We start from the raw sequence: 21,077 nt of genomic DNA, 5'->3' as shown, positions 1-21,077 counted from the left end.
GGCTTTGGAAGAATCGTTGCCATGTCGCGTTCCTTCGACATCCTGATCGAATCGCCCGCCAGCGTCGAACAGATCCATACGACGTTCGGCCGCGAGGACTACTGGCTGGCCCGGCTGAAGGCCAGCAACGCTCCCACGACGCTCGATTCGCTGGTCGTTGAGCCCGACGGCACCGTGACAGTCCGCGCCACCCAGCACGTGGCCCGCCAGGTCATGCCCACGCTCATCGCCAAAGCCGTCCCCGGCGAGCTGAAGATCGTCCACAGTGAGACATGGCGACCGGCCGGCGACGGCGAGGTCCGCGGGCAAATCAGCGTCGTCAGCTCCGGCGGCATCGGATCGGGCCGTGCGGAAGCGTGGATGGCGCCCGCGGGCAACGGCGCGCGGCTGCGCTTCGCCTTGGAGGTGGCGGTCAAAATTCCGTTGGTGGGCCGCAGATTCGAGAAATCGATGGAAGCCGACCTGACCAAGAGCATCCCCGCGTTACAGCACTTCACCAGCACTTGGATCGCCGAAAACCCCTGACGCAGCGCCGGAAGTTCGTCAGTTTTCCGATGTCGGCGACGCGGGCTCGACGGCAACCAGTTCGGTGAGGCCGCTGATGGTGAGGATCGGCATCAAGATCGGATGGGCGATCAAGTGGATGTGGTTGGCGTGGGTGAACAGCGCGTTGATGGCGGCGCTGTCGAGGTATTCGACGCCACTGAGATCGACAGTGAGCGGGCCGCCGCCGGGGGACTCCCCGCTCGCGCTGGTAAGGGCCTGGACGAAGACGTCGATGTTGCTCAAATCGATCTCCCCCGCGGCGACCAGCATCAGTCTCCCGTCGTCGCGGCGCTCGGTGTCGAGGGTGAGCAACGTGGGCATCATGTGATCCTCGCGGATAGGTGAACCGTGGTCCCGGCGGCGTCGGGGCTGATGGTGACGTCGTGCATGAGCCCTCGCATGAGAGCGATGCCCCGGCCCCGATGGGGATAGCTGGCCGGTTGCGGAACCTTCCACGAGCCGGTGTCGGTGATGGTCAGCTGCACCTGGTCGACCAGTGCGGTTGCGCCCAGGCTGATCGTGCCTTCCGGCTTGTCGCGGTGACCATGCTCGATGGCATTGGCGACAGCCTCCCCGGCAGCGACGAGCACGTTCATCGCCTGCTCCGGGTCCAACCGGGTCCGCGTCAACCAGGTGCGCAACGCGGTTCGCGCCGGGGCGAGGTGGCTGACGTCGGCGGGGAACGTCAGCTCCAACGGCGCGGGATGGCGATAGAGCATTAGGACGACATCATCCTGGTAGCCGCCATCGGGGGCCAGGCCGGACATGATGTCGTTCGCCAGGTCGTCGAGCGTGGACGCGCGGCCGTCCTGCACCAGCCCCGCTGCGCGGGAGATCCCCTGTCCGAGTGCGGTGCGGCGGCGTTCGACCAGCCCGTCCGTGTAGAACAACAGGGTCGCGCGCGCCGGCAAGGTCACCCGGGCCTCCGGGCGGGACCAGCCGGCTCGTACGCCCAGCGCGATGGTGTGGCCGTCGTCGAGGATCTGCGTGGTGCCGTCCGCATGGACCAGGATGGGCGGCGGGTGCCCGGCGCTCGAATAAACCAGCTCACCGGTCTCGGGGTTGAGCACCGCGCAGACGGCGGTGGTGCACTGGGCACCGGGCAGCCGCGCGGCGAAGCGATCCATCCCGGCAAGAGCGGCGCCGGGGCTCGGGTTCTCGAACAGCAAAGCGCGGCAGGCGCTGCGTACCTGACCCATGACGGTGGCGGCGGCGAGGCCATGCCCCACACAGTCGCCGACGACCATCGCGATGCGCCCGTCCTCCAGGTCGACGATGTCGTACCAATCACCGCCCACCTGCAGGGGCCGGCTGGCGGCCTGATAGCGGACCGTGAAACCGTGCGGCAGATCGGCCGGGCCGAGGATCGCATGTTGTAGCGCCAGGGCGGTCTCGCGCTGCTGATCGACCTGATGGACCCGCTGCAGGCCCTGCCCGAGCCGGCCTGCCAACACCGTGAGCAAGGTCTGGTCCTCGAGGGTGAACGCGCGTCGCTCGGCCAGATCGATCCAGACGACGAGCACGCCCTCGGGGTGCTGCAACGCGATGCCCGCCGTTCCGGCTTCCCCTGTGCTGGTGGTGAGCAAGTCACCATCGCGCAACGCGCTGAGCATCTTTTGGGTGGGGGACGGCAGGTCGCCCCACTGCGCGGGCTCGCCGACCGACACGACCTGCGGCGCGCCAAAGGCGGTTCCCGTGGCGGAACTGTGGGTCGGAAAGGTGACGGCCAGGACGCGGCGGGCCCGCCACAGTCGGCGCAATTCCTCGGCGGCGGCGTTCACCGCGGCATCGACGGTGTCGGCCTGGGCGAGTTCCTGGTTGAGCGCGTGTTCACGACCCGCCGCCAACGCCAGGGCGATAGCCGCGTGCCGGGCGAAGTCGCTGACCAGCTCGAGATAGTTGTCGCCGAATGGCGACTGCTGAGGGTCGCGGGCGACCGCGATGACGCCGAGCACCGCGCCGTCCGCGATCAGCGGCATGACGATCGCCGAGCGTTCACCGACGTCGGTGAACCCCTCGATCGGATATTGAAACGATTCGGTGATCAGCGGTTGACCGCGTCGCGCGACACCGCCCGTGGTCGAGCCGTCCATCGGCACCTGGCGACCGATCACCTCCGAGGAGTACCGCCCCGCCGTCGCGGCCACCACCAGGGTGTCAACCTCGTCGGCAGGCAGATCGGGCTCCTTCGGAACCAGCAAAATCGCCTGTTCGGCGCCGGCCAACTCCAGCGCCCGGTTGACGATGAGCTGCAACGGCCCGGTTTGGGGGTCACCCGACAGCAGCGCGGTGGTGATCTCGCGGCTGGCCTTAGTCCATCTCGCCGTCTCCCGTTCTCGCTCGAACAGGCGCGCGTTGTCGATGGCGGCCGCCGCGGCCGTCGCCAAGGCCCGCACCGCGGCCGCCTGGGAGTCGGAGAAAACTCGGCCGGTCCGGTCGTCGGCGAGGTAGAGGCTCCCAAAGTCCGCGCCCCGCACGGTGATCGGTAATCCGAGGAGGGCCCGCAAGGGCGGATCTTGGGCCTGCAGCTTGGCGGCCTGCGGATGAGCGCTCACATCTTCGAGGCGGAGGCCCTCACCGACCGGCAGATCGCCGAGCCGCCGGGCCGTGTCGTCATCGATTCCCGCGCGGACGAAAGTGGCCAGGGCGCCGTCGGCACCGCGGATACCCAGGGCAGCGTAGCGGGAGCCGGTCAGCTCCATCGCCCCCGTCACGATCCGGCGCAACGTCACGTCCAGGTCCAGGTCAGAACCGATTTCGCTGATGACCCGCACCAGTTGTTCCATCTGGTCGCGGGCCTCGACCAGCTCGTCGAGCTGCTCATGAATCTGGCTGACCAGCTCACGCCGGCCCTGCCAGGTGAACGCCGATCCACCCCCTTCGTTGCCCATGGATACAAACCTAACTGCTCACGGTCGTGAGCATTCCAGTGGCGGTGTCTTCGCGCAGGTACGCGACGGCTTTACTCGATCTTGACCATGCATTGAATCCCCCCACCGACGATGGCTGATGTGAGTACGCTTCCATCGGTGGAACTGGGGGTTTTGGGACCTCTCCAGGTCCGGCTAGACGGGGCGCCCGTCGCTATCCCGGGCGCCAAACCGCGCGCGATCCTTTCCATGCTCGGGCTGCACGGCGGCTCGGTCGTGGCGGCCGACACGCTCGTCGAGCTGCTCTGGGGCGAGGATCCGCCACGCACCGCGGCCAAGGCCCTGCAAACCCACATCTCCTCGTTACGCCGCACTCTGGGTGACGGCTTCGTTCTGACGACGGGCGCCGGCTGGACTTTGGCCGAGACCCAGGTTGACGCGGCGCGCTACAAATCGGCCGCCCGACTGGGACGCGACGCCGCGGCGGCCGGCGACACCAGCCAGGCGGTGGCGCGCTTCGAGGAGGCGCTCGCCCTCTGGCGCGGAATCCCCGAGCTGCCCGACGGTAGGCGGGGAACCTCCGAAAAAACGCGATGGATCGAGGGCCACGCCGCGCTGGTGGAGGATCGGGCCGATGCGCTGCTCGCGACGGGCCGGGCCGCGGAGATCATCGGCGAGCTCGAGGCCGCAGTGGCCGATGCGCCGCTGCGCGAGCGGCGCTGGGGCCAGCTGATGCTCGCGCTGTATCGCGCCGGCAGGCAGGGCGAGGCGCTTGGCGCGTACCAGCGTGCGCGTGCGCTGCTCGCCGATGAATTGGGAGTTGACCCGGGACCGGACCTTCGCCGGCTGGAGGCCGCGATCGTCGCGCAGGACTCTGCGCTGGAAACGCCTGCCGCACAGCAGCTCCCGTCCGTGACTCGCGCCGTGACGTTTCTGTTGACCGACATCGAAGGGTCGACGGTCGCATGGGAGGCAGACGCCGGGGCCATGGCGGTGGCGCTGGCGCGACACGACGAGCTCGTCGAACAGGTCGTGACGTCCCGCGGCGGTCGGCTGATCAAGACGCGCGGCGAGGGCGACGCCACATTCTCGGTTTTCGATCGGCCGTCGGCGGCCGCCGCCGCGGCTATCGAGCTTCAAGATGCGATCGTCCAAGAGCCTTGGGCGCTGCGGGAGCCCATGCGTATTCGCGTGGCTTTGCACACCGGGGAGGTCGAGCTTCGCGACGGCGACTACTTCGGCCGCGCGGTCAACCGCGCCGCCCGCCTCCGGTCGCTGGCTATCGGTGGCCAGATCCTGTGCTCGGGTGCGACGGCGGAACTCGTCATCGACTCTCTGCCCGATGACGTCGTGCTCGCCGACCTGGGCACGCGCCAGCTGCGCAATCTTGCGCGCCCGGAACACGTTTTCGAACTCCAACTGCAGACCACCCTGCTCGACCATTCCGCGGATTCGACCGACGTGCCTCTGGAACGCCCGAGCTTGCCCCCCGTGCTTGCCGGCCCAGGGCCGTTCGTAGGGCGCGGCCACGAGCTCGAGCGACTGTCGTCGGCGTGGCAGACCGCACTCGCCGGCGGCACCAACGCGATGCTGATCGCGGGCGAACCAGGCGTCGGTAAGACGCGTCTCGCCGGCGAATGGTCGCGACAGGCTTATGACCAAGGCGCTCTGGTCATCTACGGCCGATGCGACGAGGACCTCGGCGCGCCATACCAGCCGTTCGCGGAAGCCCTGCGTTCGCTGGTGCCGTGCCTGGGTGCGGGTGGGCTCCGTGGGCTGCGCGGCGTGGAGGCGCTCCTCACACTCGTGCCCGGACTGGCCGACCTGCTTCCCGACCTGGCTGCGCCGACCCGTGCCGACCCGGACACCGAACGCTACGCACTTTTCGACGCCGTCGTCGCGCTGTTGGCCATGGCCTCGGCGAGCGCGCCGGTCGTCCTGATCCTCGACGACCTGCACTGGGCGGCCAAGCCCACGCTGCTGTTGTTGCGGCATCTCCTGCGTTTCGGCGAACACGCCCGCATGCAGATCATCGGCACCTATCGCAGCACGGACCTCGACCGCTCCCACCCCTTGGCGGCGATGCTCGCCGACCTCCACCGCGACGGCACGGCCAATCGGCTCAGCTTGAGCGGCCTCGACGAGGACGACGTGACCGCCTACGTCGCCGAGGCGGGATACAACGACGAAGAGCTCGCCCGGGCATTGGCGTCGGTCACGGGTGGCAATCCGTTCTTCCTCATCGAGGCCCTGCGGCACGTGGATGAAAGCGGTGGACGCTGGGACCAGAGCACGCTGCCACAAGGGGTGCGCGAGGCGGTGAGTCGCCGACTTTCGCGGCTTCCAGCGGAGGCGAACAAGGCGCTTGCCGCAGCCGCCGTCGTCGGCAGCAGGTTCGCCGTGGATCTGGTGGAACGCGTGGTCGAGGACGACCTGGTCGACGCGTTCGACGGGGCGTGCAAGGCCGGCATCGTCATCGAAGAGCCCGGCGGTCGCTACCGGTTCAACCATGCGATCGTCCGGCAGTCGCTGCTGGCCGAGTTGCCGTCGGTGCGGCGCATGCGGCTGCATCAGCGCATCGCCACAACGTTGGAAAGCGAGCCCGGCGCCGACGACGAACTGCTCGCCGAACTGGCGTACCACTACTTCGAATGCGCGTGGGCGGGGAACGCGGCGAAGGCGGTCGAATACTGCCGGCGCGCCGCGGATCAGGCGATGGCACGGCTCGCCTACGAAGGCGCGGCCGACCTGTACGACCGGGCCCTGCACGCACTCGAGGAGATCGACGAGGAGTTGCCCGATCGCGACGACCAGACGGCTGCGTTGTTGATGGCGCGTTGCGAGGCCCTGCTGGCCGCGGGAGACGTGGCCTCGGCGGCGAGCGCGGTGGCCCAATTGCAGAGCGCCACCGCCGATTCGGCGCAACTAGCCGCGTGGGCCACCTGCTTCGACGGCCAACTCTCGATGCTGACCCACCCGGAGCGACTGGACGACGTCGCGACCGCGGTCGGCGCGGCCGCCGAAGAGCTGGCCCAACTCGGCGACCCCGCCGGAGAAGCCATGGCACACACCGTTCGTGCCGGCTGCCTCGCACGGCTGGGAAGAATCGGCGCCGGCGAAATCGCTCTGGACGACGCTCTTTCCGCGGCGCGGCGCGCGCGTGAACACCGCCGGGTGAACGCGGTTCTGGCGAACGCACCGCTTGCGGCGCTGTGGGGCCCGAACCCCGTTCCGCGCGCGGGCGGGCGATGCCTGGACGTGGTGCGGCTGCTCCGAATCACTACGGACTCACCGGCGGTCGAAGCGACATCGACGCGGTGCCAAGCGGTGTTGGAGGCTTTCCGCGGTCGGGCGGCGGCGGCGCGACGGATGATCGACGCGGCCCGGCGCACGGCCATCGAGCTCGGCCTGCGCCATTCGCTTATGGAGGTCGAGCAATTCGCCGGGATCGTCGAGCTGGTGGTCGACGAACCCGCGGCGGCCGAGCCGCACTTGCGTAAGGCCTACAACGGCTTTCGCCGTATGGGCCTCGACGCCGATACCGCCGAAACCGCGGCGTTGCTGGGCCGCGCCTGCCTCGCGCTCGACCGGGACGCCGAGGCGGATGAATTGTGTGCCGAGAGTGAGCGGCTCGCCGGTCACGCGCTGAAGGCGTCGATCGCCTGGCGCACGCTTCGGGCGCGGCTGTTGTCGCGGCGCGGTGATCACGACGAGGCTCGGCGGGTCGCCGAGGAAGCCGTCGGGCTCGCTGAGCGCACCGACGCGCTGGTGGATCACGGCGATGCGTGCCTGACCCTGGCGACGGTTTTGGGTGCAGCCGGCGACGTCGCGGACGCGCGGGTCGCCGGAGAACGAGCTTTCGAGTTGTACGAGCGGAAAGGCGCTGTCGCGCTCGCCGAAAAGGCGCGCGGCGTTCTCGGTGCGGAACGACCGCCCGCTTCCGCTCCGCCCGAAGCGCCGGTTCTTGAACCCGAAAATGCTTGCGTACGAGCGGGGCAACGCGTGGTGGCCGCTATGAATAGCGGGGAATGGGATGAGTTCGAGCAGCTCTTTGCGCCCGGAGTCCTCGTCGAGAGCCGCCGGAAGATCGTCGGCTTCACCCAGGCTGACCTGCCATCGGCCGACTGGGCAGGTGAGAATAGGCGGGTTCTTGAGGCGGGCGGCGTGCGTATCACTTCAGTCGTTACCGCCGTGCGGGGCGAGCGGCTGGCACTCGCTCGATTAGCGGTGGGCACTGCGGACGCGAGCCCCGGGGCGCCGAAGGACGAATTCTTCTGTATCTACGGCATTGATGAGGACGGCCGAATCGCGCTGCAGATGTGGTTCGACATCGACGACATCGACGCCGCTATGGCCGAGCTCGACGTCCGATTCGAGGCGGAACACCCGATTCAGCGGCGATTGGAAAACACGGCGGCGCGCGTATTCGAGGAGGAGTGGTCACACTTCGCGGCGCGCGACTGGGACGCATTGGCCGATACCGTGGCCGATGACTATGTCGGCATCGATCACCGGCGGGTCGTGAGTGCCGAGACACAACGTAGTCGCGACGATGTGGTCAGAGACTTGCAGGCGGCGGCCGACGTCGGCTTCACGATCTCGATGGTCAGCGCCGTGGCGATCCGCGGGGAGCGTCTCGTCCTGGCACGTGTTCGTGCCGCCGGCCGGGACCCCGAGGCGATTCAAAACGACGCGCTCAACGTCGTCGAGATCGACGGCAACGGCCGGATCGCCGACGTCTTCACGTACGACGTCGAAGACATCGGCGCCGCCTTCGGCCAGCTCGATGCCCGTTACCTCGCGGGCGAAGGCGCGCCGTATGCCGCCACATTGCAGGTCGTCGCGGAAGCCTTCGCCTCGATGGGCCGACACGAGTTCCCCGCTCTGGCCCCCGACTGCGCGACGATAGACCATCGCCACGTGGCAGCGTTCGCGCCCGGCGAGCTGGCCGCTTACATTCGCGCCGGGTGGGAGATCGGCCAAAACATCGCCACGTACGTCACTGGCGTACATCGATTGAATGACCTAGGTGCGGTCGTCTCCTACGTGGCGTACGGAAATTCGCACGAAGGCTTCGGCGGTGAGTGGCACGAAGTCGCCCTGGTCACGGTCGAAGGGAGCTTGGTCAACCGCTGCGAGTTATTCAATGAGGCGGACTTGCAAACCGCGATAGCCAAACTCGACCAGTTGAGCCGCCCGGCATCGCGTCTCGAAAATGCGGCCAGTCAAGTGACCGAGCGCTTCCTGGCCAACTTCGCGGCGGACGACTGGAATGCAGTAGCGGAGACGTTGGCCGAAGACTTCTCCCAAAACGATCGTCGGCGTGTGGTGGGCGCGGGAACGCGACACGGTCGAGACGCCGAGATCACAGACTTGCAGGCTATCTCCCACCTGGGGATCGTCAATGTGACGTCGACAGTCATAGCGACCCGCGGGGAGCGCCTCGTCCTTATGCAAGTCGGCTTCTCGTTCCGCGATAGAGGGCCCGAGGCATTTGTCGGAGAGATGCTTGGCATCAGCGAGATCAACGCCGACGAACGCATCGTCGCCGCCGTCTCGTTTGATCTCGACGACCTGGACGCTGCCTTTGAAGAACTCGACAGGCGTTACCTCGCCGGCGAAGGCGCCGCCCACGCGCACACCTGGACGGTGGTCACTCGGGCCTACGCCGCGCTCAACAGATACGAGATGCCGGCGATCACGAGGGGCTTCGTGAGCATCGACCATCGGCGAGGGGCAGCATTCGCACCCGGCGACCTGATCGCCTATGTCCGTGCCGCTTGGAATCTCGCAGAAGACGGCGCGACCCACATCGAGACTGTGCATCGAGTGACCGACCTCGGAGCGATCGTCACCCATGTAACGCGTGGAACGTCGCAACAAGGATTCGAAGCCGAGTGGCGGGAACTCTTCCTTCTGACTGTCGAAGGTGACGTGATCAGCCGCTGCGAGTTATTCGACGAGGAAGACCTGGATCGCGCGGTCGCGCGTTTCCACCAGCTGAGCCAACCGACAGTCCGTCTGGAAAACGCGGCAAGCCGAACCCACAAGCTCCTGGAAACGTACTTTGCGGCACGCGACTGGGATGGCATATCCGGCGTCCTGGCCGACGACATCTCCAACGACGATCGTCGTCGGACGGTGAATTCCGGTATGCGAGAAGGCCGTCAGGCCACTCTAGAAGAGATGTCGGCAACGGTCCAGATCGGCGTCAAGAGCATGACGTCTGATGTCGTCGCCACCAGAGGCGAACGCTTGGCGCTCTGCCGTAGTCAAACCTGGGGTCGCGACACGGGGCCCGAGGCGTTCCACACCGATGTTTTCGACGTTTTCGAACTCAACGCCGACGGTAAGGTGTCGGCACGGGTCGTGTTCGACCTCGACGACTTTGACGCCGCGATGGCGGAGCTCGACGCACGCTACCTCGCCGGCGAAGCGGCGCCTTACGCGCCCACGTTGACAGTAATGACCGGAGCCTACGCAGCGCTCAATCGGCGCGAGCATCCAGCGACGACACCAGATTGGGTCAATATCGACCACCGGCGCGGCATTTCATTTGCGCCGGGCCATGTGTCTGCATTACTCACTAACTGGCTCACCACCCCTGACCTAAACAACTACATCGCGGCGGTGCACAACCTTGATGACCGCGGGGGTGTGGTCACCTCTGTGACGAACGAAACCTCGCGAGAAGGCTTCGAAGTCGAGTGGCGCAATAACTGCATCCTCACGATCAAAGGTGAGTTGATCGACCGCTTAGAAGTTTTCGACGAGGCTGACTTGGACACGGCGCTCGCCCGCTTTGAGGAGCTGCGCGGCCAGGCGCGGCGGCTGGAAAACGGGGCGAGCCGGGCGTACGACCGCGTGGCCGCGTACTTCGCGGCCCGGGACTGGAACGCGATGGCAAACGCCATGGCGCAAAACATGGTCGACGACGATCGTCGACGCATGGTGAACGCCGGGATCCGACGTGGCCGGGATGTCGAAGTTGCGAACAGCAAAGCCACGGCGGAGATCGGCGCCGAAACGATCGAGTCAACCGTCATCGCCACCCGCGGCGAGCGCCTGGCGCTCTGTCGTTCGTCGATCATCGGGCGTAACAAGCAATCTGGGCCATTCCGCATCGAATTCCTCAGCGTTCTCGAGAGTGACGCTCAGGAGCGCTTGGCAGCCCATGTCGCACTCGACCTCGACGACTTTGACACCGCAATGGCCGAACTCGATGCTCGATACCTAGCCGGCGAAGCGGCCGCTTATTCACAGTCATGGTCGGTTGTGACACGAACTTACGCGGCAACAAACAGGCAAGAACTCCAATTGGCACCGGAGTGCGTGAATGTCGATCACAGACGCGCGAGAGCCTTCGCGGACGGGGACCTGACCGCATACATGTACGCAACGTGGGCCCTCGCGCCCAACGTGAAGGGCTACGTCGAGGCCGTGCATCGGCTGAGCAACCTTGGTGCCATCGTCACCCACGTGGTTCATGGGACATCGCGTGAGGGCTTCGACGCAGAATGGCGGGAAGTCATTCTCGTTACTCTCGAAGGAGACCTGGTCAACCGTGGTGAGCTGTTCGACGAGGCTGACTTGGACACGGCGCTCACCCGCTTTGAGGAGCTGCGCGGCCAGGCGCGGCGGCGGGATAATGCCGCAAGCCGGCTATACGAGCGATTCAAGGTGTGCTACGCGGCGCGCGATTGGTCCGCGATAAGGGAACTATTGGCTGACACCGTTTTGAGCGACGACCGTCGCCACCCGATTAACTCCGGTGTCCGGCGCGGGCCAGATGCCCTGATCGCCGAGATATCGGCGCTGGCCGAGGTCGGCATCGAACTCACGACGGAGGTCATCGCAACCCGTGGCGAGCATCTGGTACTCAGTTGTATTCGCACTTTTGGCCGAGATCAGGGTGCCGGTGGATTCCAGTCAGTCGATCTCGATGTCCTCGAACTCGGGCCGGACGGGCGGTTCGTGGCGCGCATCGTGTTCAATGACAACGACTTCGAATCCGCCATCGCCGAACTCGATGCGCGGTACCTCGCAGGTGAAGCAGCCGCCCATGCGCGCACGTGGTCCGTCATCGCAACGGGCCATGCAGCGCTCAACCGGCGCGAGATCCCGCCGATGGCACCAAATTGCGTGAGTATCGACCACCGCCGGGGTGCGACCTTCGCCCCCGGTGACTTGATTGAATACTTCCGCGCCGGGTGGGACCTCGACCAACACATCCGGACCTACGTCGAGGTCGTGCATCGGCTGACCGACCTCGGTGCGGTCTGCACCCATGTAGGAGGCGGTGTTTCGCGCGAGGGATTCGACGCCGAGTGGCGGGGAATCGACCTCTTGACGGTCGAGGGCGACATGTTCAACCGCTGCGAGGTCTTCGATGAGGCAGACCTGGATTCGGCGATCACAGCGTTCGACCAACTCGTCCCCCCGGCACCGCGGCTGGAGAACGCGGCAAGCCAAGTGGGTAGGCGGTATCTAGCGCGTTTTGCCGCCAGCGACTGGGACGCCATGGCAGAGATGCTGGATGCCAACTTCGTGAATGACGATCGCCGCCGCGTAGTGGGCGCCGGCCCACGACATGGTCGAGACGCCCAGAACGCCGACATGCGGACCGTCGCCGATCTGTGGACCGCAACCGTGGATACAACGGTCGTGGCGACTCGCGGCAAGCGCATTGCCCTCATGCGCCTGCGCTTCGCTGACCGCGATCAAGGGCCCGATGCCTTTCTCACAGACGTGTTCGGCGTGCTCGAAATCAACGCCGACGAACGGATTGTCGCGGTTGTGTTCTTCGACCTCGACGACGCCGGCGTCGCGTTCGAAGAACTTGATTCCCGTTATCTCAAAGGCGAAGCGGCGACGCACTCGCGGGCTTGGTCAGTCATCGTGGATGGCTATGCCGCACTGAACCGGCATGAGCTACCGCCGACTACACCGACTTTCGCAAACGTCGACCACCGCCGAGGGACGGCTCACGCCCCGGGTGAGCTGATTGACTACGTCCGTGCCGGGTGGGAACTCGACCAGAGAATTCGAACCTACCCTGAGGCGGTGCATCGGCTGACCGACATGGGAGCCGTCTACACGCACGTCGCGCAGGGGACTTCGCGCGAGGGTTTCGAAGCCGAATGGCGAGGGATCAGCCTGGTGACGGTCGACGGCGATCTCGTCAGCCGCTCCGAAGTCTTCGATGAAGCAGACATTGATGCCGCGGTAGCGAGATTCGAGGAACTCAGCCAGCCAGTACCCCAGCTGGAAAACGCGGCAAGCAGAGTAGCCGACCGCTTCTCGGCGTGCTACGCGGCAGACGACTGGCGGGCCTTGGCCGAGGTGGTAGCCGACAACTATTCCAGTGACGACCGCCGACGGGTGGTCGGCTCCGGAGTCCGACATGGTCGAGACGCCCACCTCGCAGACATGCGGGCGCGCTCCGAGCTTTGGCTCACCAGCCGGACGTCGACCGTCATGGCCATCCGCGGTGAACGCCTCGCCCTCATGCGCCTCGGTCTCTCAAGCCGCGATCAGGAGCGCGAGGCGTTCGTCACGGAAGTACTCATTGTCAACGAAATCGATGCCGACGAGCAACTCACTGCTGGCGTTGTTTTCGGTCCCGACGACTTCGACGCCGCCTTCCAAGAGCTCGAAGCCCGGTATCTCGCCGGCGAAGCGGCCGCGTACGCGCACACGTGGTCGGTCATCTCAGGCATCTACGCCTTGTTCAACCGGCACGAACTTCCCGCGGTGGACTGGGCTCTCGTCGACCATCGGCGGGGCACACCATTCGGCTCCAGCGACCTGGCGCCCGCTCTTCGTACCTTCTTCGATCTGACACCGGAGTTTGAGATCAGCATCGAAACGGTGCACCGGCTCAATGATTTCGGGGCTGTCATCACGCACGATTCCCATGGGTTCTCGGCTGACGGCTTGGACGTCGAATGGCGCATGATTCAAGTCCTCATCGTTGAAGGCGACCGAATCAGCCGTTGCGAGTTATTCGACGAGGCAGACCTCGACGCTGCGCTCACCCGATTCGATCAGCTCAGCCGTCCGGCGCCCCAGCTAGCCAATGCGGCAAGCCGCGTGCTCGAGCAGTTCCTCGCTCACTTTGCGCGCCGCGACTGGGACGCTATGGCAGAACACCTCGCCGGCGATTTCTGCTCAGACGACCGCCGGTCCGTCATCAACGCCGGGATTCGACGCGGTCGAGAAGCCGAGATGGCGAATTGGCGTGCCACCGGCGAGGTCTGGAAGACTGATGTGCGCGCGACCGTTGTTGCGACCCGCGGACAGCGCCTCATGCTTTCTCGTTTCACCTTCGCAACCCAAGATTCGCTGCCCGAGGCGTTCCAAGCTGCGGCGCTCGCCGTCATCGAGGTCAACGCCGACAACCGATTCGCGGCGACCGTTGTGTTCGACCCTGACGACATCGACGCCGCCTTCGAGGAACTCGACGGACGATACCTGGCCGGCGAAGCGGCCGCCCACGCGCGCACATGGTCTGCGATAGCAGGAGCTTACGCCGCGATCAACCGGCGCCAACTCCCTCTGATGACAACTGACTTCGCGGATATCGACCATCGGCGAGGGGCGGCGTGGGCACCCGGCGAACTGGTCGAATTCCTCCGTAGCGCTTTGGATCAGGCGTCGAATCTGACCATCCGAATCGCCGCGGTGCACCGGTTGAATCGGTGGGGCGCCGTCGTCAGCCACGCTGCGAGCGGGACCTCGCCAGACGGCTTCGATGCCGAGTGGCGAGAGGTCCTCCTTCTGATCGTTGATGGCGACATGCTCAAGCGTTGCGAGGTGTTTGACGATGCAGACCTCGGCGCCGCCCTGGCCCGCTTTGACGAATTGCATGCCCGGCCGCACCGCCTAGACAATGCGGCAAGCCAAGTGAGCGAACGGTTTTGGACCTGCCTCGCGACGCGAGATTGGGCAACGATGGCCGAGGTACTCGCCGAGAACGTTGTGTCGCATGACAACCGTCGGGTTGTCAACTCCGGTGTACTACGCGGGCGCGATACGAATATGGCAAACGTGCGGGCCGTCGCTGAGGTCGGATTCGAAGGCCTGGTCTCGACGGTCCTCGCGATTCGCGGGCAACTTCTTGCCCTCGCGCGTATTTGGTCCTCGGCCCAGGGATTTGAGCCCGGGGAGATCAGCGCGGACATGATCGGCGTCGTGGAGATCGACAAGGACAACCGGATGATTGCCAACTCTATATTCGACGCCGACGACTTCGACGCCGCCTTTGCCGAACTCGAAGCACGGTACATCGCCGGCGAAGCGGCCACGCACGGGCGCATGTGGTCGCTGGTCACGAAGGGCCACGCCCAGTTCAATCGGCACGAACTTCCCACGATGATGCCGGACGTGGTCTACATCGACCATCGACGGAGCGTGACAATCGAGGGTGCCGACCTGGCCACGACTGTTCGCGCCGTGTGGGACCTTCTCCCGCAGGTGCACGTCTACGTCGAGAATGTGCATCGGCTGACCGAACTTGGAGCCGTCGCCACTCAAGTGGTGAAAGGGACTTCACAAGAGGGCTTCGATGCCGAGTGGCAGACGATCACTATCTTCACCTTCGAAGGTGACCGGCTGAGCCGATACGAAGTTTTCGACGAGGCGGAGCTCGATGCCGCGCTCGCACGCTTCAACGAATTGGGCCAGCCGGCACCGCAGTTGGAAAACGCGGCCAGCCGGGCACACGACCGCTTCTTCACGCAGTTCCGGGCCCGCAACTGGGCGCTGATCGCCGAGACCCTGGCCGATGATGGTTTCATCGACGATCGCCATGACGCGGTGAATGCCGGGTTCTGGGACGGTCGGGAGGCGGTGATCACAAACCTACAAGCCCTCGCCGAGGCGGCGCCCGTCACGTGGACCACAATCGCGATCCGCGGCGAGCGCCTCGCTGTCACTCGTATCTATTCCCCGAGCCGCGACTTGGAGCACGGGGAATTCAGCATCGAGATGGTCATCGTCGCCGAGATCGACACCAACGGGCGGATCACGGCGCAGATCTCATTCGACCCCGAAGACACCGACGCCGCCTTCAACGAACTCGACGCCCGGTACCTCGCCGGTGAAGCGGCCGCCCACGCGCCCGTGTGGTCGGTCATCGCGCGGGAGTGCGCCGCCTTCAACCGGCACGAACATCCCGCGGTGGACTGGGTCACGATCGACCACCGGCGGCTCGCTGTGATCGACGCGCGCGAAGGGCAAGCGGCCATGCGCGACATCTGGCAAGTCACACCTAACCTCAGCATGCGCATTGAAACGGTGCATCGGCTCAGCAGTTCGGGGGCGGTATCCAGCTATGTAGCGTCTGGGACCTCGCCAGAAGGCGTGGACGCCGAGTGGCCAATGATCCTGCTGCTAACCGTCAAGGGCGACCTGATCAACCGCTGCGAAATATTCGACGAGGCCGACCTGGAAGCCGCCCTTGCCCGATTCGACGAACTGAGCCGTCCCACGCGGCGGCTGGAGAACGCAGCGAGCCGAGCGGAAGACCGACTCTTTGCGCGTTCGGCGGCCGGCGATTGGGCGGCGATCGCCGAAATCCTGGCCGGCGACAGTTTTGTCGAGGATCGCCGTCGGGTGGTGAACGTCGGCGTCTGGGACGGTCGCGATGCCGTGATGGCAAACATGCGAGCCCTGGCCGAGGGCCTCGCGCGGGTAACGCTGACCGTCATCGCGACCCGTGGGGAGCGCCTCGCCCTGATTCTCATCCGCTCGTTCAATGCCGACTCAGAGCGCGGGGAATTCGTCATCGAGATGCTGGGAATCGTCGAGACCGACGCCGATGGGCGGATTGCGGCTCATGTCTTTTTCGACGTCGACGACGCCGATAGCGCTTTTGATGAGCTCGATGCTCGCTATGTCGCCGGTGAGGCGGCCGCCCACGCGCGGACGTGGTCGGTCATCGCCGGTTCCTATGCCGCGATGAACCGGCGCGAGCTTTTTCCAACGGCGCCGGATTGGGTGAACATCGATCACCGCCGGGCGGGCATCATCGAGGAAGGAGGTCTCAACGCATCCCTCCTCTCCTTGTGGCAACTGACGACGGACCTAACCTTCCGCATCGAGGCCGTGCATCGGTTGACTGACCTTGGAGCCGTCTGCTCGCATGTGGCGCATGGCGTTTCGCAGGACGGCTTCGACGCCGAGTGGCGAGGGATCGAAGTTCAGACCGTCGACGGTCACCTGATCGACCGTTGCGAAATTTTCGACGAAACGGATCTCGACGCCGCGCTCGCCACGTTCAATCAACTCGTCTGCGGTGAATGAGACGGTGCCGCAACAACAACCGCTTTATCTGCTGGCGGACAGTCAGCTGCTCTTCTGGAAACAGCGGGACCGGCTGCTCCTCGAGGCGGCCGTCGATGGCTTAGCCCGGGCCAACCCGCTGAGCGCAGCCTATATCGGTGCGTCGAACGGAGATCGTCCGGAGTTCTACGGGATCTTCGAGGCGGCAATGGATGCGATTGGAATCACCGACCGTCGCATGATTCTTTCGTCCTTCGGCCCCGACGACCGGGCCTTCCTCGAGCGTGCCCGGTTGATCGTCCTCGCGGGTGGCGATGTGCGACTCGGCTGGGACACGTTCGAGAAAGCCGGCATGAAGGACGTGATCCTGCGCAGACACGCCCAAGGGGCGATCCTGGTGGGCATCTCGGCGGGCGCGGTCCAGCTCGGACGTTATGGAATCGTCGAGGCGCCGGAGCCTTCGGTGTCCGGGCTGCTCGATGTGTTCGACCTCGTACCCATGGTGGTTGACACGCATGACGAGCGAGGCGGGTGGGCGCGGCTATCGCGGATCGTCGAACAGCTAACGGGATCGACGGGCGGCCTCGGAATCCCCTCAGGTGCCGGAGTCATGGTGCACGCAGACGGCACTATCGAGCCCCTCCGTCATCCCGCCCATGAGTTCCGTTTCGAGGGCGGTCGGGTCACGCACTCGCTGTTACGCGCCGTAGCTGGCGGCTGATTTCTCGCACCGCAAAGAAGTTCGGGACGGCAACATCGCCGTCGCGTTGTGACGGTTGGCCGTTGTAATAGTGACTTTCGGCCCGAGTATCGAACCCGGTCGGTGTCCAGAGTTAACACCACGCCAATTGCAGGTAATTGCCGCATAAAGGAGCCAGTTATGTTCTTTGCAGATCTGATCCCGCGTCGCCTACTAGTCGGGGCAATCGGCGCTGGGGCGGTTACCGGCACGCTTCTATGTGCCACCGCGGCGACCGCCGCGGCTGATCCGTCGGCGCGGCCCCCCGGCTGCACAGCAGCGGACGTAGCCGGCGTCGCGTCTGGTGTCGCGGCAGCGCTCTCGGGCTACCTGTTCACTCATCCGGACCTGAACGAGTTCTACACCGGCCTCCAGGATCGTCCCAAAGATCAGATCCGCGATGACGTCCAGCAGTACTTCAACGCCAACCCGGAGGAGCAAGCCGATCTTGAGAACATCCGTCAGCCCCTGGCTGATATCAGGCAGCGTTGCCAGTGGACACCGCTGCTGGGGCAGGGCGGCGCGACCCCTTGAGCGATCAAAACAAGCACGCCCAAAACTTGCCACCGGTCAGAGTGAGGAGATCCTGATGAACGGGTGGGTGCGGCCTTGGACTGCAGGGGCGATAGCTGTATTGACCCTTACCGCGATTCCTGAGATGTATGCCGTCGTAGAGCCTTCCGGTGTGGCCAACGCCGACGTCTGCGCAAGCGTCGGCAGGCGTGTCTCCGTGAGCGGGTGCACCAACGTTGCCGATACTATCAACGCCAATGTCCCGCCACCGGACGCGTATGCACCACTGCCGCAAGACTTTCCGCCCCCACCGCCGCCGCCCCCGGTGAATGTTTGCGTCGGAGCCGGCCGGCGAGTTCATGTAAGCGGATGCTTCTGAAACAGCGGCTGCTATACCGTTCACCGCTTGGACGCTGTGCCTCGACCTCGCCGCGTGCGGTGCGCCGCTAACACGTCAGCATTTGCCAACGATTGGGCCTCAGCGGCCAGGGTGGACGCCCTGTTGGCATGGGCGACCGCTTCGGCGCCGTTTGTTGGTCGCTTGCCGTGCGCCGCCGCCAAATGCCGATTCGCTTCTTCGACCCTGGTTTGGGCCTCCGTGCCGACGCTCGCGCGATGTCTGGCGACGTAGTCGGAGATCTGCCGCAATCTGCCGTCCGCCACTGACAACGCCTGCTCCAATGAATAGTCATGCCCTCCAACGTGCCCATCGGTAGGGTTGACCCGCCGGCGGCGGCGCGCGCGGTAGAGCATGAAGACCATCACGACGACGACCACGAGGACGATGACGCCGATCGCGATCGGCACCCAGATCGGCTTTCCAGGCTTTGACGAGCTTGCCGATCTGTCCAACCCGTCAGCCGCGGCGACCGCAGCGCCGCTCCAGTCTTTGGCGGCAATCGCCGGTTCAATTCGTTTGCTACGAAGACTGATCAACTCGGCTGCTGTGAGACCCTGAACCGGCGGCGGCACCGTGAACGCGTAGAGCTTGGTGTTCGTGGCCACGGCCAGCAGCGCGTCGTGGTCGCCCATCGCGCTGGCTTCCCGGGTGCGGTCAGCCCAGTTTTCGGGTTTGAACCTGGAAAAGTTGTCGACGTAGACCACCCACAGTTGGATGTGCTGATCGCGGTAAAGCCGCTCGATTGCCGAGCTGACCGCTGCCCGACCGGAATCCGTCAACACCCCAGTGCTGTCAGTGATGTGATCGGTGAGTTTAGACGGCGGTTGTGCGCCGGCGGGGCTTGCCGACAGCAGCCCCGCTGTGAGGATTGTCAGGATCACACCCGCCAGGCGAACAACCCGCATACGGGTAATTTAGCCGTCATTCGCGGAAAGGCGGACAACTGCAGCTCACGAAATGATCGGGCCGAGGAAAACACTAGGCTGTATGGGCCCGCGCTGGCATGGTGGCGTTTCGTGCGGGTGTGGCTGAGTGGCTAGGCAGCGGCCTGCAAAGCCGTATACACGGGTTCGAGTCCCGTCACTCGCTCTGAGAAAGCCGGGTCAATAGACAACCCGGCTACGAATCTTCCGCGATGGCGTCGAGGTATAACCATCGGCCGGCGCGGCGCTCGAAGCGACTGCGCTCGTGCAGGCTGCCGACGCGGCCCGCGGACTCGAACTGGGCGGTGAATTCCACCTCCCCGTGATCGTCGTCCGGACCACCCGCGACCGTGTCGATCACGTTCAGGCCGATCCAGGTGATGCCCGGGTCAATCGTCACGTCGACCGGGCGCGTGCGCGGGTGCCATGTGCGGTACAGGTAGTCGGCGTCTCCGTGGGCGAAGGCCGAATACCGCGATCGCATCAATTCCTCTGCCGACCGGGCCCGCGACTGGCCATGGTGGAACGGCCCGCAACAGGCGCTATAGCTTCTGTCACTGCCGCACGGGCACGGTTCGTCCATCTCAAAAGCCTGACAGACCGTTACGGTGACTCCCCCGCACCGGGCAACAGCCCACTAGTTCTGCTGGTCGAGTCTTCAGCTCTCGCACCGATTTCGAAAGTGAATTCATGGCCGCAGATGCATATGCGGTCACCATCGGCCAGCGTCGCGCTGGTGCGAATCCGCTGGTCCGCTACATCGACGCCGTTGGCTGACCGGAGATCGGTGATGACAAAGCTGTTCCCGGTGTCGACGATCACCGCGTGGAAGCGGCTAACAGTGTCGTCGTCCAGGACGATGTCATTCTCGGGGAGGGCCCGATCCTGGTGACTGCGCCTCGCAGTGGGTAACGACTTCCGGCGGCGTCGAGCAGATGTGCAACGGCAGCCTCCCGGGGCTGTTCGGTACGCCATTGCAGGGTGCTGGCGGCGCGCTTAGCGGTTGCGCGGGCCGCCTGTTTGACGTCAAGCGGCTCTTGGCTGAGGACCTTCTGGTGAAGACTCCGCAACGAAGGCCCAGGGTCGATGCCCAGATCGTCGGCGAGCACCGTCTTCAGTCGACCGTATGCGTCCAGTGCATCGTATTGGCGCTCCGCCAAGTAGTAGCCGGTTATCAGCTGCGCCCACAACGGTTCTCGGTAGGGGTGTTCGGCGACCAGCGCTTCCAGTTCACCGATGATGGAATGAGTTCGCCCACAAGATATTTCCGCTTCAGCGCGAACGGTCAGGGTCATCAACTTGTCCTCCGCCAGTGCGGCGGCGAAGGCATCGACGAAGTCAAAGTCGCGCAGATCCGCGAGCACGGGGCCGCGCCACTCGGCCAGGGCGGCCGATAGGTGGCGGCTGGCCTGTTCGAACCTGCCGGCGGCAGCGGCATCAATTCCCGCTTTCTGCGCGATGGCGAATCGGCCGACGTCGCAAGCCTCGTCGGGGACGTTGAGCCGATAGCCCGGCTGTGCGCTGGCCAGAACGGCGGCGGGATCCACGCCGGCACTGCCAACCAATCGGCGGAGCCTGGACACGTGCGCGTGCAGGCTCCCCCGGGCCTCGGGCGGCGGGCGCTCCTGCCACGCTGCGTCGATCAGCGAGTCAATCGAGACCGGGCGATTTCGGTTGATCAACAGCATGGCCAGCACCGCCGGCTGCTTCGCCGGTCCCAACGGCAGGTCATCGCCGTCGGCAGTCATCTGCAACGGTCCCAACACCCCAAACCGGAGAGCGTTCTGGGCCATCCCGGTAGC

The 21,077-nt window shown here is 65.4% G+C and carries 9 protein-coding genes, 1 tRNA gene and 1 pseudogene; 6 read left to right on the top strand and 5 right to left on the bottom strand.

Going from position 1 to position 21,077, the window contains the following annotated elements; all coding sequences use genetic code 11:
- Positions 1 to 21: 21 nt before the first annotated feature.
- A complete protein-coding gene (locus tag H7J89_RS04600; protein ID WP_264036873.1) occupies positions 22 to 525 on the top strand; it encodes a DUF2505 domain-containing protein in 504 nt (167 codons plus the stop codon).
- An 18-nt stretch (positions 526 to 543) separates the two neighbouring features.
- Here H7J89_RS04600 and H7J89_RS04595 read toward each other — a convergent pair whose 3' ends face one another.
- Positions 544 to 867, bottom strand: coding sequence for an STAS domain-containing protein (locus tag H7J89_RS04595; protein ID WP_264036871.1), 324 nt, complete (start codon positions 865 to 867; stop codon positions 544 to 546).
- A complete protein-coding gene (locus tag H7J89_RS04590) occupies positions 867 to 3,437 on the bottom strand; it encodes a SpoIIE family protein phosphatase (RefSeq protein ID WP_264036869.1) in 2,571 nt (856 codons plus the stop codon). The genes H7J89_RS04595 and H7J89_RS04590 overlap by 1 nt, the downstream gene beginning before the upstream one ends.
- Positions 3,438 to 3,575: 138 nt before the next feature.
- Here H7J89_RS04590 and H7J89_RS04585 point away from each other — a divergent pair, with 138 nt between their 5' ends.
- The 4 genes from H7J89_RS04585 to H7J89_RS04570 all read left to right on the top strand — a co-directional run bounded on the left by H7J89_RS04585 (position 3,576) and on the right by H7J89_RS04570 (position 18,331).
- Positions 3,576 to 16,721 (top strand): BTAD domain-containing putative transcriptional regulator, encoded by a 13,146-nt coding sequence (locus H7J89_RS04585; RefSeq protein WP_264036867.1) that lies wholly within the window; start codon positions 3,576 to 3,578, stop codon positions 16,719 to 16,721.
- The gene (locus tag H7J89_RS04580) at positions 16,714 to 17,421 is read left to right on the top strand and encodes a Type 1 glutamine amidotransferase-like domain-containing protein (protein ID WP_264036865.1); all 708 of its coding nucleotides are present in this window, start codon (positions 16,714 to 16,716) and stop codon (positions 17,419 to 17,421) included. Before H7J89_RS04585 ends, H7J89_RS04580 begins: the two co-directional genes overlap by 8 nt.
- Positions 17,422 to 17,580: 159 nt before the next feature.
- Positions 17,581 to 17,973 (top strand): heme-binding protein, encoded by a 393-nt coding sequence (locus H7J89_RS04575; RefSeq protein ID WP_264036863.1) that lies wholly within the window; start codon positions 17,581 to 17,583, stop codon positions 17,971 to 17,973.
- A 67-nt stretch (positions 17,974 to 18,040) separates the two neighbouring features.
- Complete coding sequence (locus H7J89_RS04570; RefSeq protein WP_372513716.1) at positions 18,041 to 18,331, top strand: hypothetical protein; 291 nt, start codon at positions 18,041 to 18,043, stop codon at positions 18,329 to 18,331.
- A 20-nt stretch (positions 18,332 to 18,351) separates the two neighbouring features.
- On the opposite strand, the gene H7J89_RS04565 is transcribed toward H7J89_RS04570, so the two are convergent.
- Positions 18,352 to 19,257, bottom strand: coding sequence for a TPM domain-containing protein (locus tag H7J89_RS04565; protein WP_264036861.1), 906 nt, complete (start codon positions 19,255 to 19,257; stop codon positions 18,352 to 18,354).
- A 113-nt stretch (positions 19,258 to 19,370) separates the two neighbouring features.
- Here H7J89_RS04565 and H7J89_RS04560 point away from each other — a divergent pair.
- Positions 19,371 to 19,441, top strand: a tRNA-Cys gene (locus H7J89_RS04560).
- Positions 19,442 to 19,471: 30 nt separating this feature from the next.
- Here H7J89_RS04560 and H7J89_RS04555 read toward each other — a convergent pair.
- Positions 19,472 to 19,858, bottom strand: coding sequence for a YchJ family protein (locus H7J89_RS04555; protein WP_264036860.1), 387 nt, complete (start codon positions 19,856 to 19,858; stop codon positions 19,472 to 19,474).
- Positions 19,859 to 19,878: 20 nt separating this feature from the next.
- A pseudogene (locus H7J89_RS04550) lies at positions 19,879 to 21,068 on the bottom strand (BTAD domain-containing putative transcriptional regulator).
- Positions 21,069 to 21,077 lie beyond the last annotated feature (9 nt).

Origin of the sequence: Mycobacterium paraffinicum (genome assembly GCF_025822865.1) — a bacterium.
In the GTDB taxonomy this organism is placed as follows: domain Bacteria; phylum Actinomycetota; class Actinomycetes; order Mycobacteriales; family Mycobacteriaceae; genus Mycobacterium; species Mycobacterium paraffinicum.
This window is presented reverse-complemented; position numbering and strand designations above follow the sequence as displayed.